The sequence below is a fragment of the Fundidesulfovibrio putealis DSM 16056 genome (genome assembly GCF_000429325.1).
GTDB lineage: Bacteria > Desulfobacterota > Desulfovibrionia > Desulfovibrionales > Desulfovibrionaceae > Fundidesulfovibrio > Fundidesulfovibrio putealis.
The window spans coordinates 268265-283767 of sequence record NZ_AUBQ01000005.1 but is presented as its reverse complement, the minus strand read 5'-3'; the positions used below and the strand labels follow the sequence as shown (position 1 = coordinate 283767).

Annotated in this window: 14 protein-coding genes; 11 read left to right on the top strand and 3 right to left on the bottom strand. The window is 65.1% G+C overall.

Annotated features, from left to right (window positions below; all coding sequences use genetic code 11):
• The first annotated feature begins 194 nt into the window (after positions 1–194).
• Positions 195–338, top strand: a complete 144-nt coding sequence (locus tag G453_RS27080) for a DUF3096 domain-containing protein (RefSeq protein ID WP_084502147.1) — start codon at positions 195–197, stop codon at positions 336–338.
• 56 nt (positions 339–394) lie between these two features.
• On the opposite strand, the gene glgP is transcribed toward G453_RS27080, so the two are convergent.
• Positions 395–2968, bottom strand: a complete 2574-nt coding sequence (glgP, locus tag G453_RS0106660) for an alpha-glucan family phosphorylase (protein WP_027190422.1) — start codon at positions 2966–2968, stop codon at positions 395–397.
• 27 nt (positions 2969–2995) lie between these two features.
• On the opposite strand from glgP, the gene G453_RS27815 reads away from it, so the two are divergent.
• The 4 genes from G453_RS27815 to G453_RS0106640 all read left to right on the top strand — a co-directional run bounded on the left by G453_RS27815 (position 2996) and on the right by G453_RS0106640 (position 5982).
• A complete protein-coding gene (locus tag G453_RS27815) occupies positions 2996–3133 on the top strand; it encodes a hypothetical protein (protein WP_156920833.1) in 138 nt (45 codons plus the stop codon).
• Between the two features lie 56 nt (positions 3134–3189).
• Positions 3190–3633, top strand: coding sequence for a dUTP diphosphatase (gene dut / locus G453_RS0106650; protein ID WP_043644887.1), 444 nt, complete (start codon positions 3190–3192; stop codon positions 3631–3633).
• Positions 3634–3779: 146 nt separating this feature from the next.
• Positions 3780–5015 carry an aspartate aminotransferase family protein gene (locus tag G453_RS0106645; protein WP_027190420.1) on the top strand — a complete coding sequence of 412 codons (1236 nt, stop codon included), beginning with the start codon at positions 3780–3782 and terminating at the stop codon, positions 5013–5015.
• Positions 5016–5082: 67 nt separating this feature from the next.
• A complete protein-coding gene (locus G453_RS0106640) occupies positions 5083–5982 on the top strand; it encodes a 50S ribosomal protein L11 methyltransferase (RefSeq protein ID WP_027190419.1) in 900 nt (299 codons plus the stop codon).
• Between the two features lie 101 nt (positions 5983–6083).
• Here G453_RS0106640 and G453_RS26095 read toward each other — a convergent pair whose 3' ends face one another.
• Positions 6084–7757, bottom strand: coding sequence for a two-component system sensor histidine kinase NtrB (locus G453_RS26095; RefSeq protein WP_051271873.1), 1674 nt, complete (start codon positions 7755–7757; stop codon positions 6084–6086).
• Positions 7754–8608: a PstS family phosphate ABC transporter substrate-binding protein gene (locus G453_RS0106630; RefSeq protein ID WP_027190418.1), complete on the bottom strand. Its 855-nt coding sequence runs from the start codon at positions 8606–8608 to the stop codon at positions 7754–7756. The genes G453_RS26095 and G453_RS0106630 overlap by 4 nt, the downstream gene beginning before the upstream one ends.
• Positions 8609–8832: 224 nt before the next feature.
• Between G453_RS0106630 and G453_RS0106625 the strand changes: the two genes are divergently transcribed.
• The 6 genes from G453_RS0106625 to G453_RS0106600 all read left to right on the top strand — a co-directional run bounded on the left by G453_RS0106625 (position 8833) and on the right by G453_RS0106600 (position 15414).
• Positions 8833–9567 carry a hypothetical protein gene (locus tag G453_RS0106625; RefSeq protein ID WP_027190417.1) on the top strand — a complete coding sequence of 245 codons (735 nt, stop codon included), beginning with the start codon at positions 8833–8835 and terminating at the stop codon, positions 9565–9567.
• Between the two features lie 75 nt (positions 9568–9642).
• Positions 9643–10593 (top strand): UDP-glucuronic acid decarboxylase family protein, encoded by a 951-nt coding sequence (locus tag G453_RS0106620; protein WP_027190416.1) that lies wholly within the window; start codon positions 9643–9645, stop codon positions 10591–10593.
• A gap of 199 nt (positions 10594–10792) precedes the next feature.
• Positions 10793–11743: a glycosyltransferase family 2 protein gene (locus G453_RS0106615; protein WP_027190415.1), complete on the top strand. Its 951-nt coding sequence runs from the start codon at positions 10793–10795 to the stop codon at positions 11741–11743.
• 3 nt (positions 11744–11746) lie between these two features.
• A complete protein-coding gene (locus G453_RS28575) occupies positions 11747–12733 on the top strand; it encodes a glycosyltransferase (RefSeq protein WP_027190414.1) in 987 nt (328 codons plus the stop codon).
• Positions 12734–14206 carry a B12-binding domain-containing radical SAM protein gene (locus G453_RS28570; protein WP_027190413.1) on the top strand — a complete coding sequence of 491 codons (1473 nt, stop codon included), beginning with the start codon at positions 12734–12736 and terminating at the stop codon, positions 14204–14206.
• Positions 14207–14424: 218 nt separating this feature from the next.
• Complete coding sequence (locus G453_RS0106600; RefSeq protein WP_027190412.1) at positions 14425–15414, top strand: glycosyltransferase; 990 nt, start codon at positions 14425–14427, stop codon at positions 15412–15414.
• The last annotated feature ends 89 nt before the right edge of the window (positions 15415–15503 follow it).

The window sequence follows — 15503 nt, the reverse complement described above, 5'->3', positions numbered from 1 at the left end:
CGTATGCCCCGCGCCGTTTTGATTTGCATGATCCGCCGCGCTCCATGCGCGCCCCAGACGAAGTTCGCCTTCCTGTTTTTGAACTTGTGTTCCCTCCCCCACGCGCATACAGAATTGTATGAGACAGGTCAGGCGCGCATCGCCTCCGGGCTGTCCCGCCCTTAACATCGCGCCGCCCGCCAAAGGAACAAACCATGCTGACCAACTTTGCCCTTCAGCCCATCGTCGCCCTGCTGGCCGGAATCCTGATCCTCATCATGCCCAGGCTCCTGAGCTATATCGTGGCCGTCTACCTGATCGTGATCGGCATCCTGGGCCTCACCCACGGCAAGTTTTAAAAAAGCGGCGGGGCCGAAACCCCGCCGCTCGATGATCATGCCGGGGCGAACGCGCCCTAGCCCATGTCCGCCCACTTGATGAGGCCAAGCGAGTGGGAATCCAGCAGCAGCGGGTGATGCGGCAGGATGCGCACCGTGAAGCCGAAGCGTCCGGCCTCGATGGGCATCACCTCGCCCCTGAATTCCTGCCAGCCGTCCTCGACGTTGCCGCCGGGCTGCATGATGGTGGTCAGGCGCTGGGTGAACTTGCCTTCGAAGTCCACCGGGCCGGAGTACACCTCCACCCGCACGTCCTGGGGCCTGATGCCGTTCAGGCTGATCTCGGCGGTGATGACGATGGGCTCGCCCACGAACACCTGCTGCGGCTCCGTGGCCTTGACGTTGCGGATGTTCAGGCTGGACCACTTGGTCATCATGTCCATGCGCCACTGGGCCAGGTCCTTGGCGGCGGCGAAGTCCTTCTTGACCAGCCTGTTGTAGTTCTCGATGGCCGGGCCGTAGGCCACCTTGGCGTAGTCCTCCACCATGCGGTGGGAGGAGAACACCGGCCCGAGCGTCTTCAGGGAGTCCTTCATGCGCCTGATCCAGGTGCGCGGCAGGTTGCCGTGTCCCCGGTCGTAGAAGGTGGGGATGATTTCATTCTCCAGCACGTTGTAGAGCGTCTGGGATTCCACGAAGTCCTGGTACTGGGCGTCCTCGTAGTCCTCGCCAAGGCCGATGGCGTAGCCAAGCGAGTTGTCGGGCTTCCAGGCTTCCGCCCACCAGCCGTCCAGCGTGGAGAAGTTCAGCACGCCGTTCATCATGGCCTTCATGCCAGAGGTGCCGCAGGCTTCCAGCGGGCGGCGCGGGGTGTTCATCCACACGTCGCAGCCCTGGTACATGTAGGAGGCGACCTCCATGTCGTAGTCTTCCAGGAAGACCATGCTGTAGCGGCACTCCGGGGTTTCGCACAGCTGAACCAGCTGCTGGATGAGCTTCTTGCCCTCGTTGTCCTGGGGGTGGGCCTTGCCCGCGAAGATGAACTGCACCGGGCGCGGCGACTCGGACAGGATCTTGATCAGGCGTTCCTGGTCCGAAAGAATCAGCGTGGCCCGCTTGTACGTCGCGAAGCGGCGTCCGAAGCCAATGGTCAGGGCCTGGGGGTCCAGGACCTCCTCGGCCATCTGGAGCTCCTTGCGCTTGGCGCCGCGCGCCAGGAGCTGGTCGTGGAGCTTGCGGCGGACGTAGTCCACCAGCCGCTCGCGCAGGCGCTCATGGGTGCGCCACAGCTCGGAGTCGGAGATGGCCTCGGTCTGCTCGAAAACGCGGGCGCAATCCGGATCTTCCCGCCAGTTGGAGCCCATGTAGCGGTCGAACAGCACGGCCATGTCCGGGGCCACCCAGGAGGGCGCGTGCACCCCGTTGGTGACCGCGCCGATGGGCACGTCCTCCACGGGATACTGGGGCCAGACGCGCTTCCACATGTTGCGCGACACGTAGCCGTGCAGCTGCGACACGCCGTTGCTGATGCGCGAGAGCCGCAGCGCCAGCACGGTCATGCAGAAGGGTTCGGCGTCGTTCCTGGGGTCTTCGCGGCCAAGGGCCAGGAACACCTTCCAGGCCAGGCCGAGCTTGCGGGCGTAATCCTCGAAATAGGGCTGCATGAGGTCCGGCGGGAAGCGGTCGTTGCCCGCCGGGACCGGGGTGTGCGTGGTGAAGATCGATGAGGAGGCCACCAACTCGGCGGCGGCCTCGAAGGTCAGCTTGGAGTCTTCCATGAAACGGCGGATGCGCTCCAGGCCCGCGAAGGCCGAGTGCCCCTCGTTCATGTGAATCACCTTGGGCTTGTAGCCCAGCATGTCCAGCACCTTGATGCCGCCGATGCCAAGCAGAATCTCCTGCCACAGGCGCATCTCCAGGTTGCCGCCGTACAGGCGCGTGGTGATCTGCTTGAACTGGGGCTGGTTCTCCGCGATGTTGGTGTCCAAAAGGAACAGGCTGATGCGCCCCACCGCCACCTTCCAGACCTGGGCGAAGATGCGGTCGCCCTTCAGGTCCACGGCCACCAGCATGCGCTTGCCCTCGGCGTCCAGGGCCGGGGTCATGGGCATCTGCTCGAAGTCGTAGATGGGGTAGCGCTCCTGCTGCCAGCCGTCGGGCGTCAGGTACTGGCGGAAGTAGCCCTGCTGGTAGGCGATGCCGATGGCCACCAGGGGCAGCGACAGGTCGCTCGCGGACTTCAGGTGGTCGCCCGCCAGGATGCCCAGGCCCCCCGAATAGATGGGCAGCGCCTTGGATACGCCGTACTCCAGGCTGAAATACGCTATCACCGGCTCGGAGTTGTCGCCTTCCGGGAAGGGGATGGAGGTGGCGGTCTTGGAGAGGTAGTGCTCCAGGTTCCTGCGAAGTTCGTTCAGGCGGTCCTGGAAGAACTGGTCCCCGGCCAGGGTCTCCAGGGTGCGCTGGGGCAGCCTGTTGAGAAACGCCACGGGGTTGTTCTCGCACTCGCGCCAGAGCTTCTGATCCACCTGGGCGAACAGCTCGGTTATCTCGTTGTTCCAGGAGAACCAGCAGTTGTATGCCAGCTCCCACAGGGGCTTCAGCTTGGGAGGCAATTTGGGCACGACGCTGTAGACGCGTAAGGGCTGCATGGGCGTTCCTTATGAAAGAGTTTCAGCGTGGACACCATGCCAGTCCTCGACGGAAATGGCAAGGAATCCAAAACCGTTCGCGAATGCCTGAGATTTTTTCCTTTTGCCCTGCGGGCAAAAACGCTACTGGAACCTGACGCCTTCGTCTTCAAGGAGCAGCCGTGAGCCTCACAGATTCCAGTTTTTACGCCCCCAGCGCCCCCATATCCCCGCCGGTGCGCATGAAGGTGAAACACCTCCATCCCGTCTGGCAGGAATTCCCCCTGGAGCAGGCCACCCCAGGCTCGGCTGGCATCGACCTGCGCGCCGCCATGGACGAGCCCTCCGTGGACATCGCGCCCGGCGCGCGCCACGCCTTCAGCACCGGGCTTGCCATCGAGATCTGCGAACCGGGGCTGGCCGGGTTCGTGTATTCGCGCTCCGGCCTCGGGGCCAAGCACGGCCTCACCGTGGCCCAGGGCGTGGGCGTCATCGACCCGGACTACCGGGGCGAGATCGTGGTGTGGCTCCTGAACACCTCAGAAACTCACAAGACCGTCGCGCGGGGAGAGCGTATTGCCCAGCTCGTCGTCATGCCTTTCCGGCAGGCCCGGTTGGATGTGGTGGACGAATTGGGCGAAACCTGCCGAGGTGGCGGCGGCTTCGGCCACACCGGCAAGGTGTAGGCGCGAATCCGCAGTGAGCCGGACAGGGCCGACGGAAGAAAGCCTCCGGCGGCCAAAGGGACAAGTCCCTTTGGAATCCCCTATAGCTACGCGAATGTAACGGGACCGTTGCGCCGCAATGGCGTAACTGTATTTGAGAGGATGAAATGAGCGAGAAATTCGAAGCCTTGAAAGACCGGACCATGAAGTCCGTCATGAATACATACGGCCGCTACCCCCTGGCCCTGGACCGGGGCAAGGCCTGCACCCTCTTCGATCTGGACGGACGCGAATACCTGGACCTGCTGGCGGGCATCGCCGTGGCCAACCTGGGCCACTCCCACCCCGAGGTCACCGCAGCCATCGCCAAACAGGCGGGCGAGCTGGTGCACGTGTCCAACCTCTTCTTCCAGGAGCCCCAGGTGGACTTGGCCGAGGCCCTGCTGGCCACCTGGCCCCAGGCTGACGGCCAAAGCGGTCGGACCGGGCGCGTCTTCTTCTGCAACTCCGGCGCGGAAGCCAACGAGGCCGCCATCAAGCTGGCCCGGCGCTACATGCACGTGGTCCGGGGCGAAGAGCGCCACGAGGTCATCACCCTGACCAACTCCTTCCATGGGCGCACCCTGGCCACCCTGACCGCCACCGGCCAGGACAAGGTCAAGGAGGGCTTCCACCCCCTGCCCGAAGGCTTCGTCACCGTGCCCTCGGGCGACCTGGAGGCCCTGAAGGCCGCCATGACCGGAAAGACCGCCGCCGTGCTCCTGGAGATCATCCAGGGCGAGGGCGGCGTGAAACCCTTCCCCGAAGAGTACCTGAAAGGCGTCCAGGCCCTGTGCCGCGAGCAGGGGGTCCTGTTCATGGTGGACGAAATCCAGACCGGGCTGTGCCGCACCGGCAAATGGTGGGCGCACCAGCACTACGGGCTTACGCCCGACGTGGTCAGCGTGGCCAAGGCCCTGGCCAACGGCCTGCCCATGGGGGCCATCATGGCCACCGAAGCGGTCTCCGCCGGATTCCAGCCGGGCAGCCACGCCACAACCTTCGGGGGCGGCCCCGTGGTGGCCGCAGCCGCCACCAAGACCCTGGAGATCATGACGCGCGACCGGCTGGCCGAACGGGCCGCGCGCATGGGCGACTTCGCCATGGCCCTGTTCGAGGACCTGGCCGCGGCCATGCCCGGAAAGATCGCACAGGTGCGCGGCCTGGGGCTCATGATCGGTGTCGAGCTTGGGCAGGACGTATCCGGGAAAGAACAGAAGGTGTGGGAGGAGCTCATCAGGCTGGGCTTCATCCTGAACCTGACCCAGGGCAACGTGCTGCGCCTTTTGCCGCCGCTGGTCATCGAGCAAAAGGACCTGGAGCGCTTCGCCAGGGCCTTGGGCGACGTGCTGGGCAACGTCTAAACGCCTGACAATACATCAACGCCGGGGCCGGGCCATGGGGTCCGGCCCTTTTCGTAAGGATCGCATCATGTCAAAGCTTCTGAAAGTCGAACTCACCCTCCCCGGAACCCTCGGAGAGGAGAAACTGGAAACCATCGGCGAGGACATCTCCGCATGGCTGTCCGGCAATTCGCTCCAGGGATGGGAAGAGCTCACCGCCCCCGCCACCCGCGACGTCACCTTCCGCTTCTACCTGGAGCCCCAGTCCCCCCTGGCGGAGATCATCGCCAGCTACGCCGCCTCCCAGTGGCCCATGGCCACGCTGGCAGTGGAATCCCTGGAGCAGCAGGACTGGTCCGCCGCCTGGAAGGAATTCTTCACCCCCATCGACATCGGCGGGCGCTTCGAGATCGTGCCGCCCTGGCTCGCCGACGCCGACCACCACGGCCTGGAGCCCATCATCATCGAGCCCAAGATGGCCTTCGGCACCGGCCACCACGCCACCACGGCCCTGTGCCTGGGCGGCATCGCGCGGCTGGTGGAGTCGGGACGCCTGACAAAGGGCATGAGCTTTCTGGACCTGGGCACGGGTTCGGGCATCCTGGCCATTGGCCTTGTGAAGCTCGGCTGCACCGGCCTGGCCCTGGACATCGACCCCCAGGCCGTGCTCTGCGCCGCCGAGAACCTGGAGTTGAACGGCCTGCCCCCCTCCGGACAGCCGGACGCCCCGGTGCTCCTGGCCGTGGGCGGACTGGAGAGCCTCTCGCCGGACATGACTTTCGACTGCATCGTGGCCAACATCCTGGCCCAGCCGCTGATCGACATGGCCCCGGTGCTGTCCAAGCACCTGAAGCCCGGCGGGGCGCTGATCCTGTCCGGCATTTTGACCACCCAGGCCCCTGCCGTGGCGCTGGCCTACACGGCGCTTGGCATGCCGGAGCCGGAGCGCATCGACGAAGGGGAATGGAGCGGGTTGTTCTGGGTGTAGTTCGCTGACGCGGCGACGCCGCATAGAAGATACGACGCCGGTTCAGGCTGGGGCGCTTCGCCCGCCTGGACCGGCGTTTGCTCTTTCGACAGTTCCCCCCGCTACTGCGGGCTGAGCGGAATCCGCACGGTGAACGTCGTCCCCTCTCCCGGCGTGGACTCCACGGCCATGCCGCCTTCGTGGTTGTTGGTGACGATGTAGTACGCCACGGACAGCCCCAGGCCCGTGCCCTCGCCGGGCCTTTTGGTGGTGAAGAACGGGTCGAACACGTGTTTTCGCACTGCCGCGTCCATTCCCGGCCCGTTGTCCTCTATCTCCAGGAAGGCGCTGCCCTCACGCTCGAAGGCCCTCAGGGTGAGCCGTGGCCGCTTTTCCCCGTAGGATTTTCCCTGCATGGCCTGGGCTGCGTTCTTGATGATGATCACCAGCACCTGCTCCAGTTCCCCCCTGGAGCCGAGCACAGGGAGGGCTGCGCTCCGGTAGTCCTTCACGATCTCAACGTCGCGCAGGAAATCACCGCCGCCCTGCAGGGACCACACGCCACAGACAGCCACCGCGTCGTCCATGATCCTGATCAGGTCTTCGCGCGTCCTGTTTTCGAAACTCTTGCGGCTGAACTCCAGCAGGTGGGCCACCACCTTTGCGGCCTTTCTGCCTGCGCCGTCGATGTTGTCGAGCATTTCGAGGATGCGGCGCTGCGCGAGATACGCCCGGACCGAATCGATACCGCAGCCGACCTCACGGGCCGCGTCCAGGTTGGGCTGGCGCTGCGGATCGAGCCTTCGCTGAATCACCTGGACGCTTTGCAGGATGCCGCCCAGGGGGTTGTTGATCTCATGGGCCATGCCCGCCGCGAGCTGGCCCACGCTGGCCAGTTTTTCTGACTGCACCAGCGCGTCCTGCATGCGGATGCGCTCGGAGACGTCCGTGGCCGTGCCGTGGTAGCCCAGGAAAACGCCCGCATGGTCGTACAGGGGTTCCCCGCTCAGCAGAATCCAGTGGATCTGCCCGGCGGCGTCCAGGCACAGCGGCTCGTGCTGGAACACCGCGCGGCTGCGGAGCGCCTCGCACAGGCGCGCAAGCGGCGCCGGGTTGCCCGAGAAGGGGATCTCCTGAAGCTGCCTGCCGCCCGCCGCGTCCATGCCGAGCCCGATCCGTTCCATGCCGCCGGACAGGGCCGTGAAACGCAGCCCCGCGTCCATGGTCCAGTAGCCGTCGTTGGAGAGTTCCGTCAGGCGCTGGAAGCGTTCGCGGCTCTGCTGCACGTGGAGCGCCGCCTCGCGCATGACCAGCAGTACCCTGCGCCACAGCACGATGGTCGTGCCAAGCGAGAACACCAGGGACAACACCGCCGTGACCACCGTGTCCACCAGCACATCGCGCAGGGTCCCGCGAAGAGTGAGTGTGCCCACCACCTCGTCGCGGTCGAACAGGCGCTGCGAACAGCTGATGACGGGCGCGCCGGGCGGCTCCCCCACGCTCAGGACGGTGGTTCGGGACTCGTCGGAGATGTCGAGATGGCGACCCGGCGGCATGACGTCGCGGATGACGTAGGCCAGCCGCTCCGGGATGAGGTTCCAGTATCCGGGATTGCGGGCGATCACCCGCGACACGGTCACGGACAGTATCCGCGCCTCGGTCTCCAGGGACTGCACGCTCCGTTCGCTTTCAATGTACCAGACCGCCAGGGGCGGGGCCACGGCCATGAACACGAACACGTACAGCGCGATGATTCGCGGCAGACCGGCGTAGCTGATCGGCGGGATGGCGTTCATGGAAAGAGTGGCTCGTGCTCAAGCTCCCGCAGGCGCTGCGCCACTGCGGGGGAAACCAGCCAGGCCGTGAAGCGGGCGAGCTGGGGGGACGGCTTGTCCCCGGCCATCAGATAGAGCTCCTTGGCCAGCGGGTAGCTCCCCTCGGCCAGGGTCTTCAGGCTTGGCGTCACGCCCTCGAAAGACAAGGGAGAAATGTGGCTGCCCCGCAGCGCGGCCAGACCCAGCGTGGTGGTCCCGAGCGATCCGGGCGTGCGGGCCAACAGATCGATGGCGTCCACGTCCGTGTCCGCCACCACCGCGCCAGGGCTCGAAAGATAGGCGTCCAGGGCCCGCTTCAGCTCCGGGGAGAGGCCGGCCAGGAGCATGGTGTCGGTTTCCTGGGGAATGCGCAGCACCAGGCGTATTCTCGACCCGTCGTCCCAGGTGGTGCGCCGCATCCTGAGGATGTCCACCAGCAGGGCGACGCTCAGGCCGCCCGCCAGCTCTCCGTCGGATGTGGCCAGCACCAGCGGCGTGCGCGCCCAGGCGGACACCCGCAAGCCCTCCTGCTTCTCGTCGTCCGCCAGAGGACGCCCGAGGATCGCGAGGTCGATCTTGCCTGCGGCCAGGGCGCGAGCGCCTCCGCCCGTTCCCAGCGAGAAGGGCAGGACGTCCACCTGCTCGGCAGGATGCGCAGCGCAGTACTCTTCGGCGAGCACCCTCAGGAGCACCGTGCCGGAGCCGGTACCGCCGAGCCTCAGCCCGTCGGCCCGAGCCGAAAGCGGAGCGCACGCCAGCATCGCCAGCAGCACTGCCGACACTGTTGCGGAACGCAAACGGAGGGCGGTGGCTGCGGGCCTGGGACGTTGCATGACATACTCCGGCTGAATGCTACAGACTTCAAGTCGTGACAATTTCATACTCCACTGACCGAAGTCAGGCAAGAGGAGCATGTGAACAATTGGAACAAAGTCCTACAAAAATGTAGAGCGCGCTTTCGAACGTCTTGCGCTCTTGCGGCGTCCCGGTGCAGAAAGGCCCTCGCCTCTCCACAACCGTAAAACCGTGGGTCCGCCCCGGCCGCCAAGACACACCCATGAACACATTGCGTCGCCTGCTCGACTCTCCCTGTGCGGAACTGGCCGTGGGCCTGGTCCTCCTGGCTGCGGGCCTCATGGAGATCCGCGACGTGATCCTGGTGCGCATGCCCAACACCGGCTCCATGATGCCCCACGCTGCGGCCACACTGGGCGCGGCGCTGGTCCTGCGGTCGCTGCCGGGCATGTTCCTGGGCCTGGAGATCGCGGACAAGGCCTTCCAGGGCGTCACCCTGCGCCCGGCCCTTAACGTCCTGGACCGCATGACCCACTCCCACGCCGTGGACCTGGCCATGGGCCTCATCCTGATGGGGGCCGGAGCGGCGGACCTGGTGGACATCGCCGTGTCCGGGCGCGCCCTGCCCCTGCTGGGCAGCGCCTCCGGGGCCGTGGCCTTCGGTCTGGCTCCGGCGCTGAACGCGTTTCTGGCCCTGTACAAGGGCGCGAAACGCATCGACCGCGAGCGCGCGGCCCTGCCGGAGCGTTTTCCCCTGCCCTTCTGGCTGGACCGCGCCGTGAAAAACCCCGGCGTGCAGGCCGTCGCCGGGGCGCTCATGCTGTGCGGCGGCGCGTGGGAGATCTGGGAGGGGGCGCACGCCCATGTCGACGCGGCCCACGGGGCGGGGCTCTCCGGGGGGCTCTCGGCGCTGGGCCTTTACGGGCTGCTCTCCGGCCTGCCAGGAGTGTACGAGGGATTGAGGGCGCTTGCCGGGTATTCGCGGCCCCCAAGCTGATTTACATTCACCCCAAAGGGGATTACAGGCGTTCGGCAAGGACCGTTTCATATCACCCAGAAAGGATCATCCGTCATGCACCTGAATAAACGTGTGCTCGTCACCGGCGGCGCGGGCTTCCTCGGTTCCCACCTCTGCGAGCGCCTGCTGTCCGAAGGCTGCGAAGTGGTGTGCCTGGACAACTACTTCACCGGCTCGAAGCTGAACATCCAGCACCTGCTGGACAACCCCAGCTTCGAACTCATGCGACACGACGTCACCTTCCCCCTCTACATCGAGGTGGACGAGATTTATAACCTGGCCTGCCCGGCCTCGCCCATCCACTACCAGTTCGACCCGGTGCAGACCACCAAGACCAGCGTGCACGGCGCCATCAACATGCTGGGTCTGGCCAAGCGCGTGCGCGCCAAGATCATGCAGGCCTCCACCTCAGAGGTCTACGGCGACCCCTCCATCCATCCGCAGCCGGAGTCCTACTGGGGCAACGTCAACCCCATCGGCTTCCGCTCCTGCTACGACGAGGGCAAGCGCTGCGCCGAAACGCTCTTCTTCGACTACCGCCGCCAGCACAACCTGAAGATCAAGGTCGTGCGCATCTTCAATACCTACGGGCCGCGCATGCACCCCAACGACGGCCGCGTGGTGTCCAACTTCATCGTGCAGGCGCTGCAGGGCCAGTCCCTCACCGTGTACGGCGAAGGCCAGCAGACCCGCTCCTTCTGCTACGTGGACGACCTGATCGACGGCTTCGTGCGCTCCATGAAGACCCCCGACGAGTTCACCGGCCCCGTGAACCTGGGCAACCCCGGCGAGTTCACCATCCTGGAACTGGCCAAGCTGGTGATCGAGTACACCGGCTCCAAGTCCAAGATCGAATACCGCCCCCTGCCCTCGGACGACCCCAGGCAGCGCAAGCCGGACATCACCCTGGCCAAAAGCGCCCTGGGCTGGGAGCCCACCGTCAAGCTGGCCGACGGCCTGAAGAAGACCATCGAATACTTTGACTGGTTCCTGAAAAGAAAATAAGACGCCCGGGTCCGGAGGGAGACGCCTCCCTCCGGACCCATTTCGCCGCCCTGTACGATCGTAAAACGTCCCTCAAGGAGAGTTCGAGAAGAACGCCCCCGAAAAAGCCCGCGACGATGCCCGGCGTCGTCCACAGGGGCGCGGCCCGACCGGACCGCGTCATGCTTTTTTTCAGCGGGTCCGCTCTCGATATGCGTCCATGCCTGAATCCACCCGCAAGAACCTGGCCGTCGTGGTCCCTGTCTTCAACGAAGCCCGGGGACTCGACGCCCTTTACGCCCGCCTCAAGGATGTCCTCGAATCGCTGCCCTACGGCTGGCAGATCATCATGGTGGACGATGGAAGCCCCGACGACTCCTGGGAGAAGATCCAGGAGATCGCCGCGCGCGACGAGCGGGTCAAGGGGCTCATGCTCTCGCGCAACTTCGGCAAGGAGATGGCCCTGACCGCAGGCGTGGAGCTCTGCCCTGACGTGGACGCGGTCATCTGCATCGACGCGGACCTCCAGCACCCGCCGGAGCTCATCCCCACCCTCACCGCCAAGTGGGAGGAGGGCTACGAGATGGTGGCCACCGTGCGCGAGGCCGTGGCCGACTACTCGCCCATGAAGAAGCTGGGCTCCAGGGCCTTCTACTGGGTCATGACCCGCTTCTCCGACCTGGACATCCCGCCCTCCAGCACGGACTTCCGGCTGCTGGACAAGAAGGTGGTCCGCACGCTCCTGAAGTTCACCGAGCGCACCCGCATGTTCCGGGGCCTCATCGACTGGATGGGCTTCAGGAAGACCTACATCCCCTTCGTGGCCCCTGCGCGCGACACCGGGCAAGTGGGCTATTCCTTCAAGAAACTGTTCAACCTGGCTGTGAACAGCTTCACCTCTTTCTCGCTCTTGCCGCTGCGCTTCACGGGCTATCTGGGGTTGACCATCATCGGCGTGTCGCTCCTGTGCCTGGCCTTCATGATGATCGGCAACCTGATCTGGGGGGCCAACTACACCCCCATGGCCTTCTTCACCGTGTTCAACACCTTCCTCATCGGCATCGTGCTCTGCGGACTGGGCATGGTGTCGCTCTACATCGGGCACATCCACACCGAAGTGGTGCAAAGGCCGCTGTACATCATCCGCGAACGCGCGGGACGCTGGGAGTAGACCATGGCCGACACCCCCCTGTTTTCCATCATCATCCCCTTCAAGGAACCGGGCCTCCTGGTCGAGGAATGCCTGCGGCACATCTTCGAGCTCAAGGAGACCCGCTACGAGGTCATCCTGCTGCCTGACGCGGCCATGCCCAACCCCGTGGGCGTGTACGCGCACCCCTCGGTGAGCATCCTGCCCACCGGCGCGGTGAGCCCGGCCATCAAGCGCGACAAGGGCGCGGAGTTCGCCTCCGGCCAGTATCTGGCCTTCATCGACGACGACGCCTACCCCGAGCCCTACTGGCTGACCTACGCGCTCCAGGCCTTCGAGCGCGAGCCCGGCGTGGTGGCCGTGGGCGGACCGGCCCAGACCCCGGCCTCCGACCCCTTCTGGGCCAGGGCTTCGGGCGCGGTGTTCCTGTCGCGCTTCTCGGGCGGCTTCCCCCAGCGCTACCTGCCGCTGCCCCCGCGCCGCTTCGTGGACGACTGGCCCACCGTGAACCTCCTGGTGCGTCGCGACGCCTTCCTGGAGACGGGCGGCTTCGACAACGCCTACTGGCCCGGCGAGGACACCAAGTTCTGCATGGACCTTGTCGCCAAGACCGGCGGCAAGATCCTCTATCTGCCGGAGATGCTGGTGTGGCACCACAGGCGCGAAGGCCTGTGCAAGCACCTGCGCCAGATCGGCAACTACGGCGCGCACCGGGGCCACTTCGCGCGCAACTACCCCGACACCTCGCGCCGCCTGCCCTATTTCATGCCCACGTTCTGGCTGCTGTTTCTGGTGCTGGGCTTCTTCATCCTGCCCTGCTCCGTATACTCGGCGGGCCTGTATCTCTACGGCGCGGCCCTGGTTCTGGCTGCGGCCAACATCCTGCGCCACGAACCCCTGGACGTGACCCTGGCCGCCGTGCCCTACATCGTCCTCACCCATATCTGGTACGGCTGGCGCTTCCTGCGCGGCTGGTTCTCAACCGATTTAAAGAGCACACTCGGCAGATAAATGAAACTATCCGTGTCCTATCCGCCCCTGGAATCGTCCAAGGGCGTCGCGCTTTTGTCCCAGAACCGTCAGTTCCAGTGGTTCACCAACCCCACCTACATCTATCCCATGGTGCCCTCCTACGCGGCCAGCCTCTGCCAGTCGCGCGGGCACCAGGTCTTCTGGGACGACGGCATCGCCGAAGAGCTGTCCTACGCCGACTGGATGGCCCGGATCCTGCGCGAGAAGCCCGAGCTCATCGCCATGGAGTCCAAGACTCCGGTCATCAAGCGCCACTGGAAGATCGTGGAGGAGCTGAAGCGCGCCCTGCCTGACAGCAAGCTCGTGCTCATGGGCGACCACGTCACCGCCCTGCCCCGCGAGACCATGGAGAACTGCCCGGTGGATTTCGTCATCGCGGGCGGAGACTTCGACTTCATGCTGGCCGATCTGGCCGATTTCCTCTCCGGCAAGTCGCCCGAAATGCCCGGCGGCATCTGGTACCGCGAGAACGGCGAGATAAAAGACACCGGTCCGGCTTCGCTGGAACACGACCTGGACAAGCTGCCCTACATCGACCGCACGCTCACCAAGTGGGAGCTCTACGCCTACAAGAACGGCAACTTCAAATACACCCCCGGCACCTACGTCTACGCAGGGCGCGACTGCTGGTGGGGCAAGTGCACCTTCTGCTCCTGGACCACCCTGTATCCGGGCCGCAACTACCGCACCGTGTCCGTTGAGCGCCACCTGGACGAGATCGAGAAGCTCGTGGCCATGGGCGTGAAGGAAATCTTCGACGATTCCGGCTGCTTCCCCAAGGGCAAGTGGCTCGAAGACTTCTGCAACGGCATGATCCGGCGCGGCCTGCACAAGAAGGTGGTCATGGGCTGCAACATGCGCGTGGGCGCATTGTCGCAGGAGCAGTGGAACCTCCTGAAGGCCGCTAACTTCCGCTTCATCCTCATCGGCCTTGAGTCCGTGGTGCAGTCCACCCTGGACCGGCTGGTGAAGGGCATCAAGGTCGCCCAGATCGAGGAGACGCTGCGCATGTGCAAGAAGGCCGGACTGGCCCCGCACATCACCACCATGGTGGGTTATCCCTGGGAGACCATGGCCGACGCCCGCTCCACCATCGAGTTCGCCAAGCGCATGTTCACCCAGGGCTATCTGGACACGCTCCAGGCCACCATCGTGGTGCCCTACCCCGGCACGCCGCTGTTCGCCGAGGCCAAGAAGGAAGGCTGGCTGACCACGGAGAACTGGGAAGACTACGACATGCGCCAGAGCGTGTGGAAATCGCCCATCTCCAACGAAGACGTGTTGCAATTCAAGAACGAACTGTATAAGGCCGCCCTGACCCCGGCCTTCCTGCTGCGCAAGATTCTCTCCATCAGAAGCTGGGACGATATCGCCTTCTTCTATCGCGCTGGCGGGAAGCTTATCGGCCACCTGTTGAACAACAGGAAGGGCTGCGCGGAGTGTAAGAAATAGTTAGGTGGGGCTCCGCCCCACACCCCGCCGGGGCTCTGCCCCGGACCCCGGCAGGGCGCTGCCCTGCACCCGCCGGGGGACAATTGCGCAGGATAGCGCAATTGGACGCTGCGCAGCAGCGCCCGAAGGGCGAGGGCCAGGACGGCCCGAGTCAAATGATTTCCCCCGGACCCCCGAGAGAGGGGGTTTGGCCGTTTCATTGGAGATATGCACGAGTCATGAATTCTGAGCGCGTCTCGGTCGTCGTCACCACCCGCAACGAATCCCGCAACATCGGCAATTGCCTGGACTCCATCAAGGCCCAGGGCTACCCGCCGGAGTTGATCGAGATCATCGTCGTGGACAACAAGTCCACGGACGACACCGTTGCCATCGCTTCGCGCTATACCGACAAGGTCTTCGACAAAGGCCCCGAGCGCAGCGCACAGCGCAACTTCGGCTTCGCCCAGGCGACAGGCGATCTGTTCATGTTCCTGGACGCGGACATGATCCTCTCCTCCTCCGTGATCGGCAGCTGCGTCGTCAAGATGCGCCGCGAGCGGCTCTGCGCGCTCTACATACCGGAGATCGTGCTGGGCAAGGGCTTCTTCCCCTCGGTGCGCCGCTTCGAGCGCAGCTTCTACGACGGCACGGTCATCGACTGCGTGCGCATCTTCACCCGCGAGGCCTTCGCCGCCACCGGCGGCTTCGACGAGAGCCTCACCGGCCCGGAAGACTGGGACTTCGACCGCCACATGCGCGACCACGGCCCCGTGGGCGTTCTGAGCACCTACGATTTCGACCGGGTGGACGCCTATGTGTCCGTGCTGCCCGACGCCCCGTCACCCAAGGCCTGTTCTGCCGGTTGCGGCTGCGCTGCATCCACCAGCCCGGCGGGCCACGGCATGGTCCCGGCCCTCACCGGATACGAGCGCCTCGCCCAGGACGACACTCCGCTGCTCTTCCATAACGAGGCCGCCTTCGACCTCTGGCGCTACCTCACCAAGAAGACCTACTACGGCGGCTCTTTCGAGGCCTACATCGCCAAATGGCCCGCGAACGACCCAGACATCAAGCGCCAGTTCGGGCTGCCCTACAGATTTTTCGGCGTCTTTCTGGAATCAGGCCGCTGGAAGAGGCTCCTCTCCCATCCGCGCCTGGCTTTCGGGATGTATTTCCTACGGTTTTTAGTCGGCTTTATGTTCGTACTGGATAAATTCAAACGATAACAACCCACCCCGTTGAGGGTCCAGGGGGATCATCCCCCTGGTGGGTGCAGGGCAACGCCCTGCCGGGGGTTTGGGGGCAGCGCCCCCAA